Annotated in this window: 26 protein-coding genes; 8 read left to right on the top strand and 18 right to left on the bottom strand. The window is 41.7% G+C overall.

The window, feature by feature from the left end:
- Positions 1-1,112 (top strand): transposase (locus LEP1GSC192_RS03385; RefSeq protein ID WP_020768553.1); only part of this gene is annotated, 1,112 nt, incomplete at its 5' end.
- Here LEP1GSC192_RS03385 and LEP1GSC192_RS03390 read toward each other — a convergent pair.
- Entirely contained in the window at positions 1,113-2,390 is a 1,278-nt protein-coding gene (locus tag LEP1GSC192_RS03390) for a PilZ domain-containing protein (protein ID WP_036088913.1), read from the bottom strand.
- A 176-nt stretch (positions 2,391-2,566) separates the two neighbouring features.
- On the opposite strand from LEP1GSC192_RS03390, the gene LEP1GSC192_RS03395 reads away from it, so the two are divergent.
- Together LEP1GSC192_RS03395 and LEP1GSC192_RS03400 are read left to right on the top strand one after the other, a co-directional pair.
- Positions 2,567-3,094 (top strand): hypothetical protein, encoded by a 528-nt coding sequence (locus LEP1GSC192_RS03395; RefSeq protein ID WP_020768607.1) that lies wholly within the window; start codon positions 2,567-2,569, stop codon positions 3,092-3,094.
- On the top strand, positions 3,094-3,882 hold the full coding sequence (locus LEP1GSC192_RS03400; protein WP_020768548.1) for an enoyl-CoA hydratase/isomerase family protein: 789 nt from the start codon (positions 3,094-3,096) through the stop codon (positions 3,880-3,882). The genes LEP1GSC192_RS03395 and LEP1GSC192_RS03400 overlap by 1 nt, the downstream gene beginning before the upstream one ends.
- A 69-nt stretch (positions 3,883-3,951) precedes the next feature.
- On the opposite strand, the gene LEP1GSC192_RS03405 is transcribed toward LEP1GSC192_RS03400, so the two are convergent.
- The 5 genes from LEP1GSC192_RS03405 to LEP1GSC192_RS03425 form a co-directional block, all read right to left on the bottom strand.
- Positions 3,952-5,208 (bottom strand): hypothetical protein, encoded by a 1,257-nt coding sequence (locus tag LEP1GSC192_RS03405; protein ID WP_020768651.1) that lies wholly within the window; start codon positions 5,206-5,208, stop codon positions 3,952-3,954.
- Positions 5,209-5,298: 90 nt separating this feature from the next.
- Positions 5,299-6,057 (bottom strand): hypothetical protein, encoded by a 759-nt coding sequence (locus LEP1GSC192_RS03410; RefSeq protein ID WP_020768550.1) that lies wholly within the window; start codon positions 6,055-6,057, stop codon positions 5,299-5,301.
- Positions 6,038-7,129, bottom strand: a complete 1,092-nt coding sequence (locus tag LEP1GSC192_RS03415) for an N-acetylmuramoyl-L-alanine amidase (RefSeq protein WP_020768567.1) — start codon at positions 7,127-7,129, stop codon at positions 6,038-6,040. Before LEP1GSC192_RS03415 ends, LEP1GSC192_RS03410 begins: the two co-directional genes overlap by 20 nt.
- Entirely contained in the window at positions 7,096-8,751 is a 1,656-nt protein-coding gene (locus LEP1GSC192_RS03420; RefSeq protein ID WP_020768561.1) for a DEAD/DEAH box helicase, read from the bottom strand. Before LEP1GSC192_RS03420 ends, LEP1GSC192_RS03415 begins: the two co-directional genes overlap by 34 nt.
- On the bottom strand, positions 8,748-9,548 hold the full coding sequence (locus LEP1GSC192_RS03425) for a bifunctional 2-polyprenyl-6-hydroxyphenol methylase/3-demethylubiquinol 3-O-methyltransferase UbiG (protein WP_020768623.1): 801 nt from the start codon (positions 9,546-9,548) through the stop codon (positions 8,748-8,750). The genes LEP1GSC192_RS03420 and LEP1GSC192_RS03425 overlap by 4 nt, the downstream gene beginning before the upstream one ends.
- A 112-nt stretch (positions 9,549-9,660) precedes the next feature.
- Between LEP1GSC192_RS03425 and LEP1GSC192_RS03430 the strand changes: the two genes are divergently transcribed.
- Genes LEP1GSC192_RS03430 through LEP1GSC192_RS03450 form a run of 5 tightly spaced genes read left to right on the top strand, consistent with a single transcriptional unit; the run spans position 9,661 to position 12,831 of the window.
- A complete protein-coding gene (locus LEP1GSC192_RS03430) occupies positions 9,661-10,119 on the top strand; it encodes a RidA family protein (RefSeq protein ID WP_020768599.1) in 459 nt (152 codons plus the stop codon).
- Entirely contained in the window at positions 10,116-10,688 is a 573-nt protein-coding gene (locus tag LEP1GSC192_RS03435; RefSeq protein ID WP_020768662.1) for a hypothetical protein, read from the top strand. Before LEP1GSC192_RS03430 ends, LEP1GSC192_RS03435 begins: the two co-directional genes overlap by 4 nt.
- A 9-nt stretch (positions 10,689-10,697) precedes the next feature.
- Positions 10,698-11,378, top strand: coding sequence for a molybdate ABC transporter permease subunit (modB, locus tag LEP1GSC192_RS03440; protein ID WP_020768593.1), 681 nt, complete (start codon positions 10,698-10,700; stop codon positions 11,376-11,378).
- Between the two features lie 17 nt (positions 11,379-11,395).
- On the top strand, positions 11,396-12,160 hold the full coding sequence (gene modA, locus LEP1GSC192_RS03445) for a molybdate ABC transporter substrate-binding protein (protein WP_020768535.1): 765 nt from the start codon (positions 11,396-11,398) through the stop codon (positions 12,158-12,160).
- Positions 12,160-12,831 (top strand): ATP-binding cassette domain-containing protein, encoded by a 672-nt coding sequence (locus tag LEP1GSC192_RS03450; RefSeq protein ID WP_020768595.1) that lies wholly within the window; start codon positions 12,160-12,162, stop codon positions 12,829-12,831. The genes modA and LEP1GSC192_RS03450 overlap by 1 nt, the downstream gene beginning before the upstream one ends.
- A 179-nt stretch (positions 12,832-13,010) precedes the next feature.
- Here LEP1GSC192_RS03450 and LEP1GSC192_RS03455 read toward each other — a convergent pair whose 3' ends face one another.
- The 12 genes from LEP1GSC192_RS03455 to LEP1GSC192_RS03510 all read right to left on the bottom strand — a co-directional run bounded on the left by LEP1GSC192_RS03455 (position 13,011) and on the right by LEP1GSC192_RS03510 (position 21,743).
- On the bottom strand, positions 13,011-13,343 hold the full coding sequence (locus tag LEP1GSC192_RS03455) for a metal-sulfur cluster assembly factor (protein WP_008593331.1): 333 nt from the start codon (positions 13,341-13,343) through the stop codon (positions 13,011-13,013).
- A 64-nt stretch (positions 13,344-13,407) separates the two neighbouring features.
- Positions 13,408-14,562 carry a chromate efflux transporter gene (gene chrA / locus LEP1GSC192_RS03460; protein WP_020768664.1) on the bottom strand — a complete coding sequence of 385 codons (1,155 nt, stop codon included), beginning with the start codon at positions 14,560-14,562 and terminating at the stop codon, positions 13,408-13,410.
- 22 nt (positions 14,563-14,584) lie between these two features.
- Positions 14,585-14,776 (bottom strand): DNA-directed RNA polymerase subunit alpha C-terminal domain-containing protein, encoded by a 192-nt coding sequence (locus tag LEP1GSC192_RS03465; RefSeq protein WP_232420947.1) that lies wholly within the window; start codon positions 14,774-14,776, stop codon positions 14,585-14,587.
- Entirely contained in the window at positions 14,773-15,603 is an 831-nt protein-coding gene (locus tag LEP1GSC192_RS03470; RefSeq protein ID WP_020768671.1) for an AraC family transcriptional regulator, read from the bottom strand. Before LEP1GSC192_RS03470 ends, LEP1GSC192_RS03465 begins: the two co-directional genes overlap by 4 nt.
- 34 nt (positions 15,604-15,637) lie before the next feature.
- Complete coding sequence (locus LEP1GSC192_RS03475) at positions 15,638-16,123, bottom strand: PIN domain-containing protein (protein ID WP_020768663.1); 486 nt, start codon at positions 16,121-16,123, stop codon at positions 15,638-15,640.
- Positions 16,124-16,423 (bottom strand): type II toxin-antitoxin system Phd/YefM family antitoxin, encoded by a 300-nt coding sequence (locus tag LEP1GSC192_RS03480; RefSeq protein WP_020768568.1) that lies wholly within the window; start codon positions 16,421-16,423, stop codon positions 16,124-16,126.
- Between the two features lie 57 nt (positions 16,424-16,480).
- Positions 16,481-16,906 carry a Fe-S cluster assembly sulfur transfer protein SufU gene (gene sufU, locus LEP1GSC192_RS03485; RefSeq protein ID WP_020768644.1) on the bottom strand — a complete coding sequence of 142 codons (426 nt, stop codon included), beginning with the start codon at positions 16,904-16,906 and terminating at the stop codon, positions 16,481-16,483.
- Positions 16,890-18,131 (bottom strand): cysteine desulfurase, encoded by a 1,242-nt coding sequence (locus LEP1GSC192_RS03490; RefSeq protein WP_020768616.1) that lies wholly within the window; start codon positions 18,129-18,131, stop codon positions 16,890-16,892. Before LEP1GSC192_RS03490 ends, sufU begins: the two co-directional genes overlap by 17 nt.
- Before the next feature lie 27 nt (positions 18,132-18,158).
- Complete coding sequence (locus LEP1GSC192_RS03495) at positions 18,159-18,473, bottom strand: non-heme iron oxygenase ferredoxin subunit (RefSeq protein WP_020768670.1); 315 nt, start codon at positions 18,471-18,473, stop codon at positions 18,159-18,161.
- Entirely contained in the window at positions 18,473-19,654 is a 1,182-nt protein-coding gene (locus LEP1GSC192_RS03500) for a SufD family Fe-S cluster assembly protein (protein ID WP_020768687.1), read from the bottom strand. Before LEP1GSC192_RS03500 ends, LEP1GSC192_RS03495 begins: the two co-directional genes overlap by 1 nt.
- Positions 19,655-19,658: 4 nt before the next feature.
- A complete protein-coding gene (gene sufC, locus LEP1GSC192_RS03505; protein WP_020768608.1) occupies positions 19,659-20,420 on the bottom strand; it encodes a Fe-S cluster assembly ATPase SufC in 762 nt (253 codons plus the stop codon).
- 78 nt (positions 20,421-20,498) lie between these two features.
- Positions 20,499-21,743 (bottom strand): EAL domain-containing protein, encoded by a 1,245-nt coding sequence (locus LEP1GSC192_RS03510; RefSeq protein ID WP_020768646.1) that lies wholly within the window; start codon positions 21,741-21,743, stop codon positions 20,499-20,501.
- Between the last annotated feature and the right edge of the window lie 175 nt (positions 21,744-21,918).

Here is a 21,918-nt window from a genome sequence, read left to right on the forward strand (position 1 = left end):
CATATGAGCCACACCTTCAAAAAAAATATCAAAATTTAGCCCTTAATACACAGTATTTCACAAAGATAACCAAGAAGATACTCAATGACTTCTACCCAAAGCATTGCCCAACTCCTGAGTGTAACAATAGAATCTTAGATAAAGAAATCAGCACTAGACCAGATCTAATAAGATGTCCTCAATGCAGATATCTAACTTCAAGACTGAGCTACACTCCTCTACATCATTTCAAACTACCAATATGGATGTTCGGATACTTACTTTATGAATCCCTAATCCAATATCCAAAGGTAGTAACAGCAACAGAACTAAGTAAGAGACTAAGGATAGGATATAATGCAGCGAGCTTACTAAAGAGAAGATTCCAACTCTTTGCATCTGACCAAAACCCAAAGTATAAGAAGCTAACATACGATGCTTTAAACGATCAGTTCAAGGACTTCCTACTACCACCAAATGAGAATAGAGATATTACTAAGATCATGGCAAAGAGGCCCTACGTATGCGTAGACACTGCTGTATTATATTCTGCAGGTGAAAGAGCAAGCCAAGGAAGGAAAAGATATAGTCACAGAGGACAAACCTCTTCTATATATCTTTCAGAAAAGCTTGGTGGGAAACAGATTGGGACCTTAGTTCAAACCATTGCTATCAAGCATGGACCAGTATTCTTCTCTTCTGTTCCAAACCAAAAGGCTGAGACTTTAGGACCTCTTATTAAAGAGCATCTCCCGACCAGCACTCCACTTTTTACAGATCAAGGCTATCCTTGGCTTTGGGGAATATACAGGAATCATAGATCAGTAAATCACTCTGCGAGATCAAAGGACAATAGGTTTAGATTTGCTCGGAATCGTTGGAGTAAGAATGGAGTCCACAACCAAGTAGCTGAAGGTAATCATAGAGTTTTAAAGACTGCCTTTGCTTCTTACGGATATATAACTCCAAAGTATTCTCAACTCTACTTGAATGAGTTTAGCTTCATTAAGAATGCTAATGTATTCGGATTGGATGTGCTGGTTAGTGGTGGTACTTGTTTGAGTGGGGATCGTTCTCCTTCGGATGAGAAAACGCCCGGGAACGGAGCGGTTGCGATTCGAAGGAAAGGATAGTTATTCGAACAGTATCCGCATCTTCTTACTGAAGATATAATGTTGTAAAAAGACCATATCATCCGGATTAGAATCGAAAAAATTCACTCCGAGTTGGAATTTTCCGTCAGCGACCTCCAAGAATCGCACAACCTCTCCCCTTAGGACCAGGTTCCTTTCGGAAATCGGAATAAACATTTTAATAATATTATGTTTTTTTAAATAATTAAAAGTCCTTTCATCCTCTATCTCGAACAAGAGACCGTTCATACTGATATCCAAGATACGGGTAACTGCCTCTTCATTTCTAAAGTTCTCTTGGCGAATATAAACTTTCGTAAGAGCGTAAGTGAGAATATCCCCTAGTTCCTCGATATATAATGCCTGCTGCTGCACGATGGAAAATTTATCCATGGCCGTGGAGAACACTTTCACATAACCGATTGGATCATTGAATAAACGGATAGGAGTAACTATATAAGAAATCAAAAAATTTCGGACTTCTTCTTTCTGAAGCTCTCTGAAAAATTCATCCGCCTTTGCCTGCCCCCTGGTTTGGATCAAACGTAAGTATTCGTCCCGGAAATTATCCAGATACGGATCCTTCTCCTCCCCTATATAACTTTTAATTAAAGAACAATCCGGAACATAAATTGAACGGTTGTATTGTCTGATAAAATCCCCGAAAAGTCCCCCATCTTTCCCAGGTCCGAAAAACACGAGCTCATAGTCTTTGGAAATTCCAAGAATATATTCGGTAACCATTAAATTGATCAATTTCAGACTTGGATTATCCTTTTTGATCTCCTTCATGAGATGGAAAAATCTTTGCTCTACGCTTAGATTTTTTCCGAGCTCTCTTTCTCCACCGCTCAAGGAACGATAAAGGATCACGTAGTTCATAAAAAGATCGTCCACTGCCACCCTGAGATTTTTACGGAATGCGGCTGCTTGCAGTTCGGAAGGGATCTTTACCCGGACATGGTCTTCCCAAAAATCCAAAAGAACCACTTCGAATTGGTATAATATATTCAAGATTTCGAAACTGATTTTTGCTCTGAGTATTCCTTTTGGCTGAAGATAAGGAACATATAGAACGAGAGTGTCTTCGCCCACCTCTTCGACAACGGAGGTAAGCTTTTCTCCTTCGTAATCGAAAGGGAATTCCCTTTGGTCCGCTTTTAGACTATAGAATAGGTGTTTAACTAAATTGATATCGGAACCGATGATTGTTTCTCCAAACATCGTTTCTAAAATCGTAATCAGTTCCTGGAGTGTATCCGATCGTCCTACAGCCATAACGGTATGGGTAAAATTTTCCCTTATCTTTATTTTCGACTTCGGGACTTTAGGAATCCAGTACTACCGATAGGAATTCGCCACGTTCTTCTTTTTTTCGAAAATGAGACATAGGCGAGTATTTTCCGGAAGGAAATTGTGCGGGGGATTTTTATACTTTTGCCGAAAAATAAAGCATGGCAGAGAACAAGTCCGAACTGAATCCAGAACTTTTCGATATGATGCGTCGTGGACAACTTTCCGCGAATAAGATCCTTAACTTGATTTCCCTAAGAGAACTGGTGGATAAATTCGCTTCCAAACCTTTTTTAGAAGAGGAAAAACTCCAAGAGATCAAAACACGCACGGGAGTGGAACCGGACATTCTTACCTGGGGTGATTATTTCCAGACCGAGATAGCTTCCCGTTATTTCGATAAATCTGATTCCGAATTTTCTAAAATAGTGGATACTATTCGATTCGATCTGATCTCCGCTCATCTGATTTTCTCCAATAAACCGGATTATTTCGTGGACTCTGTCAGAGGCCAGGCGCTTGTTTCTAAATCCATCGATAGTTCTTTCTGGACTTTAGAAGATGAGGAAAATGTTCATTTAGAAATTCTATTGGATTATTACGATCAAATGGGTATCGGAGAAAAACCTCTTTCCGTTTCCGATAGAGTCTGGTACGAAAGTTTTGAATTAAAGCAGGAAGCTGTTTAATGGCATTGGTTGATTCAGAAACAGTAGAACTTTCTTCCGAATCAAGAATTGAAATTCTTTATCTGAATAATCCGGAAACTAAAAACTCCATGACCGTCTCAATGGGTCTGGAGTTCCAAGCTCACATCGAAAAGCTGAAAAAGAACCCGCCTAGAGCGGTTGTCATTACCGGAAAGAACGATATTTTCTCTGCCGGTGGTAATTTCGAATTATTAAAATCTTTTGCCGAAAAGTCCTTCGAAACGAACAAAAAAGAAATGTTCGAATTTTATAATCTATTCCTAAGCGTTAGGGATCTGAACGTTCCGGTGATCTGTGCCGCTAATGGTCATGCGATCGGCGCGGGACTTTCCATCACTCTGGCTTGCGATCTACGGGTTTTTGCGAATGAAGGAAAATACCAATTCAATTTCGTAAAATTGGGAATTCATCCGGGAATGGGATCCAGCTATCTGACGAAAGAATTATTCGGAATGGAAATCGCAAATAGGCTTTTATTCTTAGCGGAAACAGTAAGCGGCAAAGAAGCTCATTCATTAGGAATTTGTTATGATTCCGTTCCAAAAGCGGAAGTTTTACAAAGAGCTACCGAGATCGCAATCTCGCTGAGCGAGAGCGCTCCTATGGCGCTTAGCGAATTAAAGAAGAATATTTACGATCGTGAAAAACTGAATGCAGCTCTACGAAAAGAAGCGGAGTCGCAGGCTCTGAACTTTCTTTCTCAAGACTTTCGAGAAACCATTCGTTCGATTGAAGAAAAGAGAAAGCCGGTTTTTAAAGGACGATAAGAGCCTAGCGGCTCTTGAAGCCCGGAACATCATACTTGTCGCAATGACATTGCATTTATAGCCGGACGACTATAAGTTCTTTAATAACGGTTTTAATTCTAAAAGGATCTGTTCTTCCGGAATGGTAAGATCCAACTTATCCACTTTTTTAGGGATCCTTCCGGAGGAAACATCGTCTCCCAAAGCTTTGATCTTAGCTAAGATCGCCTGATCCGTACAATTTGAGATAGAAATGATATTGGGGACTTCCTTCCCCCAGGAGAATTTTAGGCCGGGCGAATCTACAAAGAAAGATTCGGTGATCCCGTCCCCTTCCTTATCTATCATAGTATAAACCGTAGAATCTCCGGTAACTACTGTGACTTTCTTTCCTTTTAAAAAACGGTCTACCTTAATCCGGGTATTCGTCATATCCCGGTTCCAAATATAATAATATAGTTTATCAATTTGAGAATCGATCAATCGGTCCACTGCGGTTTTGAAAAGTTGTCCGTATTTTTTTCCGACCTCTTCCTCTCCTTTCATAAGACCGTCCACTTCTCTTGGAGTGGTAGAATGTAGATAAAAATCCGGTACTCCGTTGGAATGATTCGTATAGAAGACTTGTTCTTTTCGATCCCCCGGATAAGGATTCGAATCCGCGGAAGTATTATGCAAAAAACCTAATAGGAATTTTTTCCTTTCTTGGGTTTTGGATCGAACTTCTTCGAATCTTGCTCTAAGCGAACTTGTTTTGGGGGAATCTTTTCCGTAAATACGTTCGGTCCTTACGTATTCGGCATAGGCGGCCTTCTCCGCCGCGTAAGACTTTAGGAGTTCATCATCATATTTTAATAGAAGGTCGAATTCCTTATTCTTCTCTTCCGGCTCGGAAGATGTAGCTGCACTCGCGTTCGGCTTGTTTGTTTCAGCCTGGTTTGGTTCCGTTTTAGAAGAAGGTTTGGTTCTTTCCGATTCCGGTAGTTTATAATATTCCTGTTCCAAATCTTTTAATCTGGTGAATTTATAAATTTTATTTAAATAATCCTTTTCTTTCTCCTTTATCTGGACTGGATCGTCGAATCCATCCTTCAAAAGTGTAAGTTGTCCTCTATCAATAATGAGTAATGTGGATTCAGAAGTATCTCGATTCAGGTTTCTTTCCGGAAGGGCCTTTCCTTCCTTGTCCACTAATTGGATATAATGGAATGCGACACGATCCGTGCGGAAATCATTGATATTCATTACATCCGGAGAATTTTGGAGATCCGGAGCTGCTGACAATATAGCACCGCATACGATCATAAGTATAAAAACGATTAAGATTGTTCGTTTGGACCCGGACATGTCTTTAATACTATCGGCTTCGAAAAGGGTCAAAACAACCCTTTGATCCAGTTAATTTCCACGGGAAAACCCCGAATATCGGGGAAAATCTTACTGTCTTGTATGCGAAGTGGAAAGTAAATAGCTTAAACCGGGCAGATCTCCCGCTTCTCCACCTAACCTGTATTCGATCCGATTTAGATCGGGATAATTTTCGAATAAGGTCTTTTCCACAGCCAAGAACGCGGAAGACAATAAGACCAATTTTTTACGCTCTATCTCCGCGGACTTTTGTTCTTCCGTCATTTGACTTGCATACGTATAATCGATACGGAATTTCATATCGGAAAGTAGATTTTCCAATGTGGACTTTCTCAGATCCAAGATCAATACATCTCCTCTTTTCCAGATAGAGATCACGGAGTCCTGTAGGTTCGGAAGTTTTTTCAAATTCCTAAATTGTGCGGAAGCATTCGGAACGGTAGGGTCGAAATAACTGGATTCCCCAGCCTCTCCTACTAAGGTTATAACATCGTGCCGGAAATCCTCACCTGTTAAGAGAACTTTTCTTTTTACGGGAAAAACCTCGCCTTCTCCATCCGAACCGTATATTACGATTTCCTTTCTATGATCTAGATTAGGTAGATCGTATAAGGTAAATGGAACGAGCAATTTTAACGGGTTTTTTCCGGCGAGAATGAAACCGGTAAGGAATAATAATACGATGATCCAAGAATAAGTTAAGAATAAGATCCTTTTGGATTCTTTAGAATCGGCGGCTCTGGTAGCTAACTCGAAAACCCAAACATAGAAGGTCTCCAAATGAGTAAGAAAGCGATCCCAAATTTCCCTAATCTTTTGCCAGTTCATACGCTCTCACACCTTCTAATATACTTTTGGCCAATTTCACTTGGTAGGATTTATCGGCCAATACCTCGGACTCTTTGTTATGGGTGAGGTAACCCATTTCGACTAGGATGGCAGGCATCAAACTTCCCCTGAGTACGGAAAAGTCCGCTTTCTTCACTCCTCTAGACAATATCTTTGGACCAAGGTTTTTTTTCATCTCGGATTCGACACTTCTGGCAAGAAGGCGGCTTCTACTTTGGATCATAGACGACATCATTCCGGCCTGGATCTTCCCGTAGGCGGCCCCACCCTTTTTGCCGGAAATCCCGTTTTCGAATAAGGAAACTTCTCTTGCGGTTTCCGTGCTGGGGGTTTGGGACAAATAATAGACTTCGAATCCGTTCACATCCGAAGAAATAGAAGCATTACAATGCAAACTTACGAATAAAACCGATCCGCCCTTTTGGATCTCTCGATTTGCGATCTCCGACCTTCTCTCTAATTCGATAAAAGAATCGTTAGACCTGGTTAAGATCACTCGAACTTCCGGATAAACCTTGTTCAGGAATTTTTTCAGAAACCGGGCCACTTGTAAAGAGACGAACTTCTCCTGGGTCCCTTTATCGGAAGAAGTTCCCGGGTCTTTTCCCCCATGACCCGCATCCACTATGATCGCGGAAAGTTTTAATCTTTCCGCTTTGGGCAATAGATCGAAAACAAGTTCGCCTTCTTTAAATTCGTAACTCACATCCCCGGGCAATAATCGCACAAAAATCGCTTCCACAATATCGGGAGGAAGCAAAAAATCCTTCTCTCTATAAACTACGGGTAAATTCGTTTTTTCTAAACTACCATTGATCGCATAGAAAGAGGCTCCTATCCGAAAACGGATTTCGCCTGAAGCATGTGAAATTGAACCTACTAACGTAGCGGATTCGAATTTGGATTGTAGTCCAGGGATCTTTTTACGGATCTCTTCGAAGGGAACGTATCCGTTCTTGCCGATTGTCTGTATCCTGGACTCGGCAAAAACGGGCGCGCTAAAAAATAAAAAGAATCCTAACCCCCAAAGAAGGATTTGATCCTTGTCCAAATTGATCCCTTCTTCTTATTTGAGGATTTTTTAGAATCGTTTATATCGAATAGGTTACGTTTGCTCTTATCGTAATTCGATTTTTGTTTTTTATTCTCGTTACTTGTATGATTCGGAGAATGTTGTTTTTGGAATTCGGGACGTTGTTTTCCTTTTTTAGGATTTTTCCGGTTTTTGTCCTTACGATCGCCGTTAGCTCCGAATACACTGTCCGCTTTTTGTAAGAATTCCTGAGCCTCTTGGATCGCAGCTTCCGGTCTTTTTTTATGTCCGCCGCCTTGTCTGCCCGGTTTGGAGTCTCTGTTGAAATCCTTTTTGCGATTTCCAGAGTCTTGGTTCCAGGTCTTCTCCCCTCTTTGGTTCCCGTTGCGTTGAAATTCCCCTCTTTGTTTTTTAGGGCCTCTATCTTTACCATGGTTTCGATTCCCGTTTCTTTCGACAGGAGCATTATCAAAGGCGTCTCCTCCGACAAATACTTGGAATTCTCCCACGGGGAACGTGAGCGCTTCTTCATGGACCGGTAGAACTTCTATTTTTTGTTTCAGATATTTTTCTATCTTCTCCAATTCTACGTAATCGGATTCGGAGCAGAAGCTGATAGACTTACCCATTCTCCCCGCTCTAGCGGTTCTTCCGATCCTATGAACGTAATTCTCCGTATCTTGAGGGAGATCAAAATTGAAAACAACTTCGATATTTTCCACATCGATACCGCGGCTTGCAACGTCCGTTGCCACCATAAACTTGAACTTTCCGGATTTAAAATCCCTCATCAGCCTCAGTCTTTTTTTCTGATCCAAGTCGGAAGATATCCCAGTGATAGGTATCCCGAATTTTCTGAGAGAATGTACTATTTTAGGAATATTCACTTTAAAATTTGTGAATATAATTCCTTGCCCTTCCAATTCTTCGGCAAGAATGGAGTTTACCATATAAGGCAACTTCTCCTCTCTTCCCAAGTGAACCAGTTTCTGATCGATCCTTTCGGTGATCAATTTATCGGGATTGATCTGGATCTCCACAGGCTCGTTCATAAAACGATATGCGAGGCGCATAACTTCGACGGAAAGTGTAGCCGAGAATAGTAAGGTTTGTTTTCTATTCTTACATTTATGAAGAAGCCAACGTATATCGTAAATGAAACCCATATCCAACATACGATCCGCTTCATCTAAAACGAAAAACTCGACTTTTTCGAGGTCTGCGCTTCCACTTCTCGCTAGATCGATCAATCTTCCGGGAGTCGCAACGATCAAACCGTTGAGTCCGTTCAGATCCCTGTTCTGGGCTTTATAATCGGTCCCACCGATAATAGGGACCACTCGGTAGTCCGTATATTTCAGTAACTTTTCGGCTTCTTCCGAAATTTGGATCACTAACTCTCTAGTTGGAGCAAGGATCAAGGTGCTGATCCCTTGTATTCCTCTTGTCAAAATGGAGTGAATGGTAGGAACCAAGAATGCTACCGTCTTTCCGGTGCCTGTTTGGGCTAAACCGGTTACGTCCCTGCCTTCCATTCCTGGAGGGATTGCTTTTTCTTGTATTGGAGTGAGCTCGGTAAAACCTGCTTCTTGGATTGCTTTTTGCAGGTTAGGCTCAAGATTTAATTCTTCGAATTTCATATTTTTTTAATCGCGATTGAGTGGAATGTGTCGGCGTAGCAGGAGAGGTTTGCGTAACGAACAAAGAGCCGATGCGTCAGGTATTTGCCTTTCCATCCCTTATCTCTAGTAGGGTGGTATGACATAGGTTTCCTATATACCGTGACGAGACCGTACATTTTCAACATTTTTTTCAGAGAATCGGGTGAGTAATCCCAAAAATGGTCCGACGGATGAGTGCGAAACCATTCTTCCGGATTGGTTTGAAAAGAAGGTCCGTTCAAAGAAGGAAGACCTAAAAATAAGAGGCCACCTGGCTTTAACAATTTATTGATCCTCTCGAAAACAAGCTCCGCATTCGGGAAATGTTCTATTACAAAAAACGCACAGACTGCATCGAATGTCTTTTCTGGAAAAATTGAATCGTCCAGGAACGAGCCGCAGATCACATCCAAACCTAATTTGTATTTGGAGTATTTCGCTTCACTTTCCGAAAGTTCCATGCCTGAAACCTTATATCCTTTCTTCTCCGCTTCGGATAAAAAGAAACCGGCAGCAGATCCGATTTCGAAAAGAGTTTTTCCTTTCGGGTCTTGGAATGCGCTCATCATTTCTAGACGCACCTTTGCTAAATTTCTAAGCTGAGGTTCGTCCTCGTAATAGGTCTTTTTGTACTGATTCTTGTATTCTTCCTGAAAGTAGGAATCTTCGTAATCCCTTTCCTTTGCCAATTTATAGAAATGGACCCCCGTGCGACGGCATACCATATAGGCTTCCGGATATTCTGGATGAGGTTCCAATTCGAGTATTGAGGACATGCTTGCCTACATGAAGCTTGTCATAAAGTCTCCCTCACGTAAAGGAAAATCCCCCGGCCCGGAACGAAATACGTGCTTGAAAAAACGAGAAACCATCCAGGAATAGAAGAGAATGAGCATACTCGAAAAAATCAAATCCCTAGGGCTGGAATTCCCACCTGCACCTAAGGCGATTGCCGCCTATATACCTGCCATACAAACAGGAAATCTGGTATTCACTTCCGGCCAATTGCCTCTAAAAGACGGCAAACTCATGCTTACCGGAACACTCGGGGCCGGTCTTTCCGTAGAAGATGTGAAAGCAGCTACCGAACAAGCTGCATTAAACGGACTAGCTGCCATTGCTGGAGTGATCGGAGATCCGGATAAGATCAAGAGTATCGTAAAGATCGGGGTATTCGTTGCTTCCAGTCCCGATTTTACGGAACAACATCTAGTTGCAAATCATGCATCCAATCTGCTCTTAAGTATTTTTGGAGAAGCAGGACGTCATGCGCGCTTTGCAGTCGGAAATTCCGCTCTTCCGTTAGGAGCTCCCGTAGAAGTCGAAATGACGGTTTCTTTAGGATGATCAAAAATCTTCTCAGAGATCTAAGTCTCGCTTTTCCCGCCACACCCGTCGTGTTGAACGGATGGAAAAAATTTCTTTCCCAACTTTTAGGAAGATTTATAGAATTCTATTCCGAAAAAACCGGAAAGGAAAAGTTGATATTCGTTTTGGCATTACTGCAATTATTCTTTAGTTTAGGAAGCTGGATCAATTACTCCATCAACTTAGGGGTAGAGTCCCAACAAGATCTACTTTCCAAACTAGGGAGTTTTTTCGGAATAGAACCTAGCAGAAGTGGTATAGAAGAAGTTAATGTGAGAACCGCTTCCAATATATTTTTTATCATCCCATGCTTCTTGACATTCTTTTTCGGCGGCTTTTGGAGAAGTGAATGGGTAGGTAAGACAATCGTGATCCTCCAAGGATTTTCCGGGATATTACTGCTGCTTGGGATCTTATTACCGGACGTATTTTTCGTAAGTTTTATAAGAGATCAGGATTATTATTATAATTTCAACTTCTATGCATTCTGTTTTTTTTGGGCATTAACTACCGGCTCTTCCCTAACATTATGGAATTCTAAACTTTAAATCAGCCTGATGGATACTTTTAATTGGGACTCCATCAGATATCCTCTGCTTCTGACACTTAAGGTAACCCTTTTTTCAACATTTTTCGCCGCCTTACTCGGGATATTTTTTGCCTATTGGATGTCCAAGCTCCGATTTTTCGGAAGAACATTCGCCGATGCAGTTTTGACCCTGCCGATGGTGCTGCCGCCTACGGTGCTTGGATATTACCTATTGATCTTATTCGGTAAAAAAGGGATAATAGGTCATTTTCTTCTGGAACAATTCCAATATTCTATATTATTTAATTTACATGGAGCAGTTCTGGCATCCACAATCGTATCCTTTCCTTTAGTTTATAGATCCGTAAAAGCTTCTTTCGAAGATCTGGATCCCGAATATGAAGAGATCGCACTCACTTTAGGAAAATCCAAATGGGAAACTTTCTTAATGGTAATTCTTCCGCTTTCCTGGAGAGGGATTTTGGCAGGCTCCATGATGGCCTATGCAAGAGGAATGGGAGAATTCGGGGCAACACTCATGATCGCAGGAAATATTCCGGAAAGAACACAAACAATAGCACTTGCGATTTATGATTCCGTTCAATCCGGAAAAGACGAGTTCTCTTTGATCTTAGTATTCGTAGCATCGATCACTTGTGTATTGGTATTGACAGTTTCCGGGATCTTACTGAAAAAATCCCATTGGTAAGGAATTTATTAAACGAAATGTTTAAAAAATTACATAAATTACTCCCTGCTCTACTTTTATTTATCCAATCCGCTTCTTATCCTCAAGAAAAGGAAAAAGAGATCACAGTCTCGGCTGCATCCAGTTTAACCGATGTGCTCAAAGAACTCGGACCCGCATTCAAACAAAAAACGGGAGTCAAAGCGGTATTTAATTTCGGATCTTCCGGAAGTTTATACCAACAGATAGAAAAAGGAGCTCCTGTGGATGTATTCATTTCAGCGGACCGAGACTTCGTAGATAGAGGGATCAATACGGAAGTTTTAGAATCTTCTACCAAAACGATTTTACTAAAAAATACGTTAGTCCTGATCCAACCAAAAGACGGCGGGTTCAAGATCAAAAAGTTGGAAGATCTACAACTACCGGAGATCAAAAAAATCGCCATCGGAAACCCAAGCTCTGTTCCGGCGGGAAAATATACAGAGGAAGTCCTAACTAAGAACAATCTGAATATTTCCTTAAAGGAAAAATTCATACCAGCGGAAAATGTAAGACAGGTATTGGATTATGTCGGAAGAGAAGAAGTCGAAGCCGGTTTCGTTTACCTCACGGATGCAGCAATTGCGGAATCTAAGGTCAGGGTCGCGCTGACATTAAGCGGGCACAAACCGATCGTATATCCGGGGATCGTAGTAACCGGGACCAAAAATCCGGAAGAGGCAAAAACCTTTCTGGAGTTCTTAAAAAAATCTCCCGAATCGAAAGAAACTTTTCTAAAATATAAGTTTATACTTCCTTAATGTCACTTATCGTAGATATCCGAAAAAAACTTTCCGATGGAAATCGAAAATTCGAGTTGGATGTACAATTCGAATTTTCGGGAGAATTCCAGGTAATATACGGTCCTTCCGGAGCGGGAAAAAGTCTCACCTTACGGGCATTAGCCGGACTTTTAAAACCGGATTCGGGAAAGATCTCGTTTGCAAATAGTGTTTATTTTGATTCTTCTTCCAAAAAGTATATCCCGCCTCAAAAAAGAAATATAGGTTACGTTCCCCAAAGTTACGGACTATTCCCTCATCTCACAGTGCGAAAAAACATAGAATTCGGATTGAATAAATTCTTTCGAACTTTGAATGAAAAAGATAAAAAAACGGTTTCTTATCTTATGAATTTATTCGGGATAGAGGAGACTTCTGAAAGTTATCCGAAACATCTCTCGGGCGGACAAAAACAAAGAGTTTCGATTGCAAGGGCGCTTGTTCGAGATCCTAAAATTTTACTTTTGGATGAACCGTTTGCAGCGCTTCACTCGGATCTAAGACAGAAGATGAGAGAAGAATTAAAAAGTTTAAGAAAGAAGATCAGTATGCCGATTCTTCTTATCTCTCACGACCCAATAGATCTGGAGTATTTCGGGACTTCCGCTCTTTATATGGAAAATGGAAGGATCTTGCATAAAAACCTATAGATCCTATCTTAAAAACCTATCTCAAAATATTCTAAAATCTCCTTTTAGTGAGGTCTTTGCCTGAGAGCGAAGCCAGGATGGCGAAGCGGCCCGGAGGTTTACGCAGGACGTGTAAGCGAAGGGGAAGGCAAAGACCTCACTAAAAGAAATTGTTTTGTATAGGACTTTAAGATAGATTCTTAATAATCGAAGATCCCAAGATCCATTTTAGCTTCTTCCGAAGCCATTGCTCTCGGATCCCATTTTGGAGTCCAAACCACTTCCACTTCTACAGAATTGATACCTTCTACTCTCAGCGCGTTGTCTTGGATCTCTTGTTTCATTTGAGGGCCGGCAGGACAAGCCATAGAAGTATAAGTCATTTCGATCTTTGCCTTATCACCTTCTACCTGGATCTTATAGATCAGACCCAACTCCGCGACGGAGATACCGATCTCGGGATCTTCTACCCTATGGATCTCTGCGTAGACCCTTTTTTCGATCTCTTGAGTTGGTTGTTCTAATAATTGCATCTAACACAGTCTATCGGAAGAATAACTTAGTGTAAAGAATTTTAAGGACTATTATCGTTTTCCATCAGAATGGATTTAAAAACGGGGCGCTTATTCCTAAGATCAATATCAACCAGTTCGGGACTTTTAGAAAAACCATCATGGCAAATAAAACAACGAATACGAAAAGATCATAAGCGGAATATACGGAAGAAGTGAAAACAGGAGTGCAAAATGCGGACAATAAAATTCCGAGAGCGGAAAACTGGATGGCGTCTATGACTGTCCTCATTTTGGAATAATTTCGTATCTTCTCCCAAAGGGGAAAAAATCCAAAGACCAAAAGAAAAGAAGGAAGAAATACGAAAACGGTAGAGAGGATCACCCCGCTTAACCCAAAGATCATAAAACCTAAATAAGAAGCGAACGTAAACAAAGGACCAGGCATCGCTTGAGCGGCCCCATATCCTGCTAGGAATTCTTCTTTTCCGATCCAACCTTGTCGTACTACTTCGTTTTCCAATAAAGGAAGGACCACATGTCCTCCGCCGAAAACTAGGGCGCCCGATCTATAAAATGAATCAGAGATCGTAAAAGGAAACGAACCGAAGAATGACCTTAATAATGGTAATAAGAAAAGAAGAAGAAAGAAAATTCCCAAGGACCAAAATGCGACCCGTTTCGGAATGGAGAAGGAGACAGAAATCTGAGGAAGATCCGATTCTTCTGTAAATAGAAAAAATCCGATCAATCCACCGATCAAAATTACGATCAGTTGGATAAATGCATTTGAAAATACCAATGTCAGTATCGCGGAACCGACGACCAAATAGATCTTGTAAGGATGACTTTTGGAATTTTTCCACATGGTCAAGATTGCATGAGCTACAACCGCAGTGGCGACCAATTTCAGACCGTGGACCCATTTCAGATCAGGAACTATATTCGATTTTAATAAAATTCCAAAACCGACCATCAATAAGACAGAAGGTAAGGTAAATCCGACCCAAGCCGCGCATCCCGCTTTCCAACCGGAACGAAGAGTACCGATACAGATCCCCAATTGGCTGCTTGCGGGGCCGGGAAGGAATTGGCAAATTGCTAATAATTCCTTATAAACCTCTTCCGAGACCCATTTTTTTCGTATTACGAATTCTTGATAGAAATAAGCTAAGTGGGCGGTAGGTCCACCGAAGGATACTAAGCCCAATTTTAAAAAAATGAAAAATACTTCTTTCATTCGAAAATGATAGTTTCGAATTTCAGGAGGAAACTTTCAAGTCCTTTCCGATCTCTTTCAAAGCGGAACGAAGGACCAGGATCGCGTTCTTGCCGATCCCGTGGAATTCCAACAATTCTTCTTCCGAATATTTCGCAAGTTGAGATAAGGAATGGATCCCGTTATTTGCCAAAGCCCTGCGAGCAGGAGCCGCAAGGCCTTTAGGAAGGTTCAATCCTCCACCGGGATCCAAATTTCTATTCCTCCCATTCCTGTAACAGGATTAAATTCTTTACCATACCTTTCCAGGTTTGCACCCTCAAAAGGTTTTGCACCGGAATCCGGAAACCATTTGCCTGCAGCGGCAAATGTTGCTCTGATCCCGGCAATATGACCCTTATGAGTAAACACTGCGTACCTCTGCGCAGGGATCTTAAGTATCTGAAATTCTTTAGGTAATCCGGAAGAAGAAGAAACTTCTACTCCGCACATATAATCAAAGTTACCTTCTGCATCGAAATTATAGCAAACTCCGTAAGCAGCATCTCCGACTTGAGAAGGAATATTTCCAAGGTATGCTCCGAAACTTTGCCATTGATTTGGAATACCTGCAGGCATTTGACAATCGTAACGTTCTACAATACCCGCAAATAGTCTAGGCGGGACGGTTTCGAATCTGGGCGGATCGATTTTAGGAATCGGTTCTGAGTTCAAGGTAATTGCCTCCACTAAGTTCACATTACCAAGATGCCCCTGGGACTTTACCTGTTCTGGAGTGATAGAGAATTGATCCTTAAAAGCTCTAGTAAATGCTTCGTGAGATCCGTAGCCGACATCCAAAGCGAGATCTAAAATATTGGATCCATTTTCCACCAATATTTTTGCGGCTTCGCTCAAACGTCGTCCTCTCAGATATTTCATCAAAGAAACTCCCATGGTCAAAGAAAAAGAGCGGGTCAAATGAAAGGGAGAAACCCCTGCATTCTTTGCAACATCTTCTAGAGAAATATTTTCTTTAGAATGACCTTCTATAAACCAGAGAGCCTTTTGAACGAAATCCATTACAGTCCTTGGTACTGTTTCCAGTATCCTAAGCTTAAACTTTTACTCTTGCTTGATAGTTCTTGCGATCTGAAGAAATTTTTATTTTTTTTGGATACAATTTAAAACCCAATTTTTTGGCCACGGATCTGAATTTTTCGTCCATGGAGCAAAGGATCAATTCGTCGGAGATAGACTTTCGTATATGCAATGCGGTGGCTAAATGAGCTGCATCCAAGGATTTTAATTCCAGGACATCCTTATTCTTTCGGATTTCAGTCCGAACATCGTCATCCAGATTTTTTAAATTGATCTGAGAAATGAACTTGCCCAGGAATCCTTCCGCGTCTTTAAACCAATTTTTAGGTAAATGTTTGGATTCTTTCGAATACGTGAAATGTAAACTTCTGAAACTTTCTATCTCAAGTAGGATAGAACCGAACTTGAGATCCGATCTGTTGAAATAATCCAAATGGTCTTTGTAACCGGCTTCTGCATAAAGAATATTTAATAGAAGACTAGTATCTATATATAAGACCATTTAATCCCTGTCTGCCTGGTAAGCTTCCCTCCAAGCTGTAGAGACTCTAGATTTGATTCCAGCTTTTAACAGAATGGATTTCGGAATATTGATTCCTTTCTGATTTTTCGCGGGAATAATAGAATTAGAAGCGATTGCTTCTTCTAAATATTGTTTGGTGAGATCCGATTTCTGGTCGAATTTTTTGATCTCTGCAATAGGCTGATTTCTGTCCAAGATAAGGATAGTCTCTCCTCCTCGTACAAAATCCAGAAAGCTACTTAGATTATTTTTAAGATCTTTGATCCCAACCGCTCTCATGTCAAAATTGTAGCCACCGGGGCCACCTAAGTCAAGCTCTTTTGGCCAAATTTTTTTTTACTTTCCGATCGCTTTTTCCAAAGTATTCCAGGCAAGCGTGGCACATTTGATTCGCGCCGGAATCTTCTTTACCGCTTCCATGGATTCGAGGTCTTCATATTCTTCCGAAAAATTTGGGACCTTATCCTCTAAAAGCATTCCTTTAAATTCGTGGAGAAGTGTTTTTGCTTCGGTGATTGTTTTACCGTAAAGACTGTCCGTAAGCATAGAAGCGGAGGCTTGGGAGATAGAACAACCTTTCCCCACAAAACTGATCTCGGAGATTATATCTCCTTTCAGTTTCAGGAATAGTTCCACCTCATCACCGCAGAGAGGATTGACACCTTCTTCATGAAGATCGGAGTGTTCCATCTTTCCGTGATGTCTCGGGTTTTGGTAATGATCGAGTAGTACTTCTTGGTAAAGACTATCGCTTAAGGACACGGCCGAAAATCTCCTTCACTTTCTTTAGACCTACCAAAAGAGAATCTACATCTTCTTTGGTATTATAAAGATAGAAAGAAGCGCGGCAAGTGCCGGCGATCCCTTTGAAATCCATAAACGGCTGAGCGCAATGATGTCCCACACGGATTGCAATCCCTTCTTCGTCCAAAATGGAACCTACGTCGTGAGGATGAACTCCTGGGAAATTGAAGGAAATTACTCCTCCTCTTTTGCTTAGATCGTTTGTTCCATACAGTTCCAAACCGCCGAAATCTTCCAATCGATCCAAGGCATATTGTAGGAGTTCCAACTCGTGATCTCTGATCTCCTGCATTCCTACAGATTCCAAATATTCTATAGCGGCTCCAAATCCGATCACTCCCGAAATATTCGGAGTCCCGGCCTCCAATCTTGCAGGAAGATCCGCATAGGTGGACTTTTCCTTCCAAACCTTGGAGATCATATCTCCTCCTCCCATCCAAGGAGGCATGGTTTCTAAGATCTCTTCCTTAGCGTAAAGAACTCCTACGCCTGTCGGTCCGAGCATCTTATGAGCAGAGAATGCATAAAAATCAAAATCTTCTTTTTGGACATTTGTGGGAAGATGACAGATCCCCTGGGCACCGTCTATCAATACCTTTGCTCCTACTTCTCTGGCCCTGCGAATGATCGCAGATAGATCGTGAATAGTGCCGGTCACATTGGACATTTGAGCAAGAGCGACTAACTTTACTCTTTCAGTGATGACCTCGTCCAAATTGCTAAGATCCAAGGTGGAATCTTGGTTGAGAGGAATAAATTTTAAGACGGCTTGTTTTTCCTGGGCCAACATCTGCCAAGGAACCAAATTAGAATGGTGCTCTAATTCGGTGAGTACGATCTCGTCACCTTCATGGATATTAGTGCGTCCCCAAGACTGAGCCACTAAATTGATGGATTCGGTAGTATTACGAGTGAATATAACAACCTTAGCGCAGGCAGCTCCGATGAATCTGGAAGTTTTGATCCGGGCCATCTCGTATTTTTCGGTGGCCTTTTGGGAAAGAGAATACACTCCGCGGTGGATGTTCGCATTCTCCGCTTCGTAATATTTACGAATGGTATCGATGACGGACTTAGGCTTTTGAGAACTGGCCGCGCTGTCCAGAAACACCAAGGGCTTGCCGCCTATCTGAGTAGATAGAATCGGAAAATCTCTTCGTATCTTTTCGAGATCAAAACTCAAAGTTTCTCTTCTCCTCGGTTCCCCATGTCAATCCTCTAATTCCACTTCGACTTCGTCACCCACGATTCTAGTCTTATAGACTGGCAAATCTTCCACTGCAGGCATACAAAGTACCTTACCGGTACGGATATTAAACTTCGCGGAATGCCTTGGACAAACGATTACGTCCCCTTCCAATTCACCCGTCGAAATATCTTCTCCATCATGGGTGCAAAGATCCGCAAATGCACAGACTTCGTTCCCCAGTCTAGTTAATCCTACCCTATGGTAACGGGTTTCAGCTACGAATATCTCTCCTTCTTTCAGATCGGAAAGTTTAGCCAGTCTCTGAAAGTCACCCATTACTCCCCCAACATCCTAGATTCTATCATGGAAGATAATTCTTCGCGAACCGTTTCGGAAGGAAATTCTCGGACTACTTCGTTCAAGAACCCTTCTACGATCATTTTACGGGCTTCTTCTTCCGAGATTCCTCGGGAAGCTAAGTAGAATAATTGCTCTTCGTCTATTTCTCCGACAGTGGCACCGTGTTCGCATTTTACACTATCAGCAAATACTTCCAATTTAGGAATGGATTCCGCTCTTGCGGTCCTGTCTAACAGAAGGTTATTATTGATTTGGATCGCACCCACATCTTTGCAATGAGAAGGTATATGTAGGTTCCCTGTAAATACATGGTGAGCCTTCTCTCTTACGACGGTGCGGTATAAAATAGAACTTTGCGCATGGCTTTCGGAATGAAGAATACGAACTTCGGTGTCTTGGAATTCTCTCGCCTTCAAAGGAGAAAGACCCACATAACGCGTCCAACATCCTTTCCCGGCAACATTCGTATCATAGAATGATTTTCCCTTATATCCGCCCCAAGAAGCAAGACTTGCATGGAACTTGGAATCTTTTTCCTGGAGCCCGTACGTTGCTCTAAAATGAAAAGTGGAATCTCCCAAATTTTCCAAACTAGAATACTGGAAATCACCGTTAGGAGGTGTAAGAAGAATGGTGACTCCGCTCATAAGAACCAGATCTTTCTGAGACGGAGATTCCCATCTTTCCAGAAAATTGGACTTGGCTCCAGGAAAAGCATCCACGATCAAAAGTGGAAGAATGATATTTCCATCCTTACATTCAACCTTGATCTCAGGTAAAGAAGAAGGATCCGAGCCCAGCTGTACATAATGCGCATGAGTGAACCTGGAAAATACAAAAAGTGGAAACCATTCTTTGGAATAAAAGGAAATAGCAGGTGCCGTTTTTTTCAGGACTTCCGAAAGTTTTTCAGGAGGAAGATCCTGTAATTTGGTGACCTTCGCATTTCCGGAAACCGTTACGGAAGAATCCGGACAAACTTTAGTATATTCAGAAATTTTAAAATTAGAAAGACTAATCTTTCTCCAAGATTCGAGAGAAGAATCGGGAAATGTTGCGGAGTTCAGAAGTTTTTCGGCGTTCGTACGGAATTCGGTAAGAATGGAAGGTTCCTTCTTCTCCTTGATGTATTCCGAAATGGATTCCGCCAAAAGCATTCCTTTAGTTCGCTCCGTTTAGGATCCAATCGTATCCTTTTTCTTCCAATTCAAGGGCAAGTTCTCTTCCGCCCGTTTTAAGGATCTTGCCTTGTGCAAAAACATGAACGAAATCAGGGGTAACGTAATTTAACATTCTTTGGTAATGTGTGATGAGGAGTATGGATCTATCTGCGGATTTGTTTTTAGTGATCCCTTCGCTGATAATTCTAAGTGCGTCGATGTCCAAACCGGAATCGGTTTCATCCAAAACGGAAAGTTTCGGTTTGAGAAGGGTCATCTGAAGGATCTCGTTCCTTTTTTTCTCCCCGCCGGAAAAACCGTCGTTCACGTATCTTCCGATCCAAGTATCAGGAACTTCTAATAAAGCGGTGGCTTCCTTTAATTCTTTGCGGAATTCTTTTACAGGTAAGTCCTTGCCTCGGACGGATTTTAAGATGGTGCGTAAAAAATTTCCGATCGTCACACCGGGAATGCTCGTGGGGTATTGAAAACAGAGAAAAATACCCGCCCTGGCTCTTTCGTCGGTCGGCTTTTCGAGAAGGGATTCCCCTTGGAAAAGTATATCCCCGGAGATCACTTTATATTTTGGGTGACCCATGATGACATTTGATAATGTACTTTTTCCGGATCCGTTTGGACCCATGATGGCATGGACTTCGCCCTCGCCGATAGTAAGGTCTACCCCTTTTAGGATTTCCTGTACTTCACCGGATTCGGTTTCCACTCCGGCGCGAAGATTTAAAATTTTGAGTAGTTCCGCCACGTATAGGACCCCTGCCTAGGACTATGTTTTTATTCCTGAGGCGGAGATCAATAGGAAAGATGTTTGGAAGTCGGGACTTCAGTACGATTCCCAGTCCAAGCGGAGAATGAGAACGTGATCCTCGCCCAGATTCAGGGTGAATAAGACATATTGACGTTTGGTCTCTATATCATGAAAAGGTTCGGTAAATCCAGAAACTCGGCTGGAATGATAGGTTTCCGCCTTATGACGAATAAAGAACGGTTTCCAAGCGTAATTATTCCCTACTTCGGTGAGTAACCTTGTCCAAGGTAGATCGTAAGCTTCTCTCTTAAATGTAGGAGTTATCTGATATCCGTGCATATCACAAACCAAAACGGAAGTGGTTTCCAGCGGAAGTCTGTCCAAAACACCGCTCAATGCCTCTGCCATCGACTCTTCGGAAGAAGTTTCCAGATCCTTGAATAAGTCCACAAATTGATCCAAGAAAGACTGCTCTTTTCTGAGATTTTCTAGGATCTCCAAGAACCTAAGTCCGGAGAATTTTTCGAGCGATGTTTTGAGCGTCTTATTAAAACGTTTTTTGTCCTGAAAATCGAGAGTAGGACGAGAGAAATAAAAACCCTGTAAAAGATTGGCTCCCATAGAAAGAGCAAGATACAGCTCATCTTCGTTCTCTACTCCTTCGAATAAAAGTTGAGAACCCAGCCTTTGGGACATTTCCGAGATCGCGGAGAGAACATTTTTGAAAGAACGTCTATTCAAACTTTCTCTCATAATTTTTATGTCCACTTTCATAATATCCGGATGGATATAACCGATCCTTTCCAAATTGGAAAAACCGACCCCAAGATCGTCGACCGCGATCTTGATCCCTCTTTCTCTAAATAGGCTTACTATATATAAAAGTTTTTCGATATTTCCTTCGAACTTGTCTTCCGTGATCTCCAAAACTAGATCGTTCGGGTTAATATCGTATTTATCGATCAGATGAAGAATATGAAGACGTTTGATATCCAACACTTCTCCCGTGTACACCATGGAGAGAAAATTGGGCATCATGTTCAGGAAAATTTTAGTCTTGAGACCGGTTTCCTTCACATGTTTGATCGCTTTTTCACGAATGATTCGATCTATATGGACTAAACGTACGGTATCCGTATCCGGATTATGAAAATGATAACCTAAGGAATGGTATTCGTTGGACTCGGGAGAAAATACTCTGCCCAAAACCTCGTAACCTATAATATTACGATTTCCGACATCTAAGATCGGCTGGTAATGAGGGGTATAATAACCTTCGCCCAGAGATAGAATTTGTTGGGACTCGTATTCGGCGAGCATGCAGATTCCTTCACTACTAGAATCCGGTTGAAGTTTACACACAAGCATATTTCCCTGAAACAGTGTTAGGAATGAAGAGGAAAGCTTGGAAAATTCCCTTTTTTTCTTACCCTTTTTCCGGATAATGGCAAATTATTTGTTTTCTTTTGTTACAAAGCCCCGTCTCAAACGAGTT

It is taken from the genome of Leptospira sp. B5-022 (genome assembly GCF_000347035.1).
Taxonomy (GTDB): Bacteria; Spirochaetota; Leptospiria; order Leptospirales; family Leptospiraceae; genus Leptospira_B; species Leptospira_B cinconiae.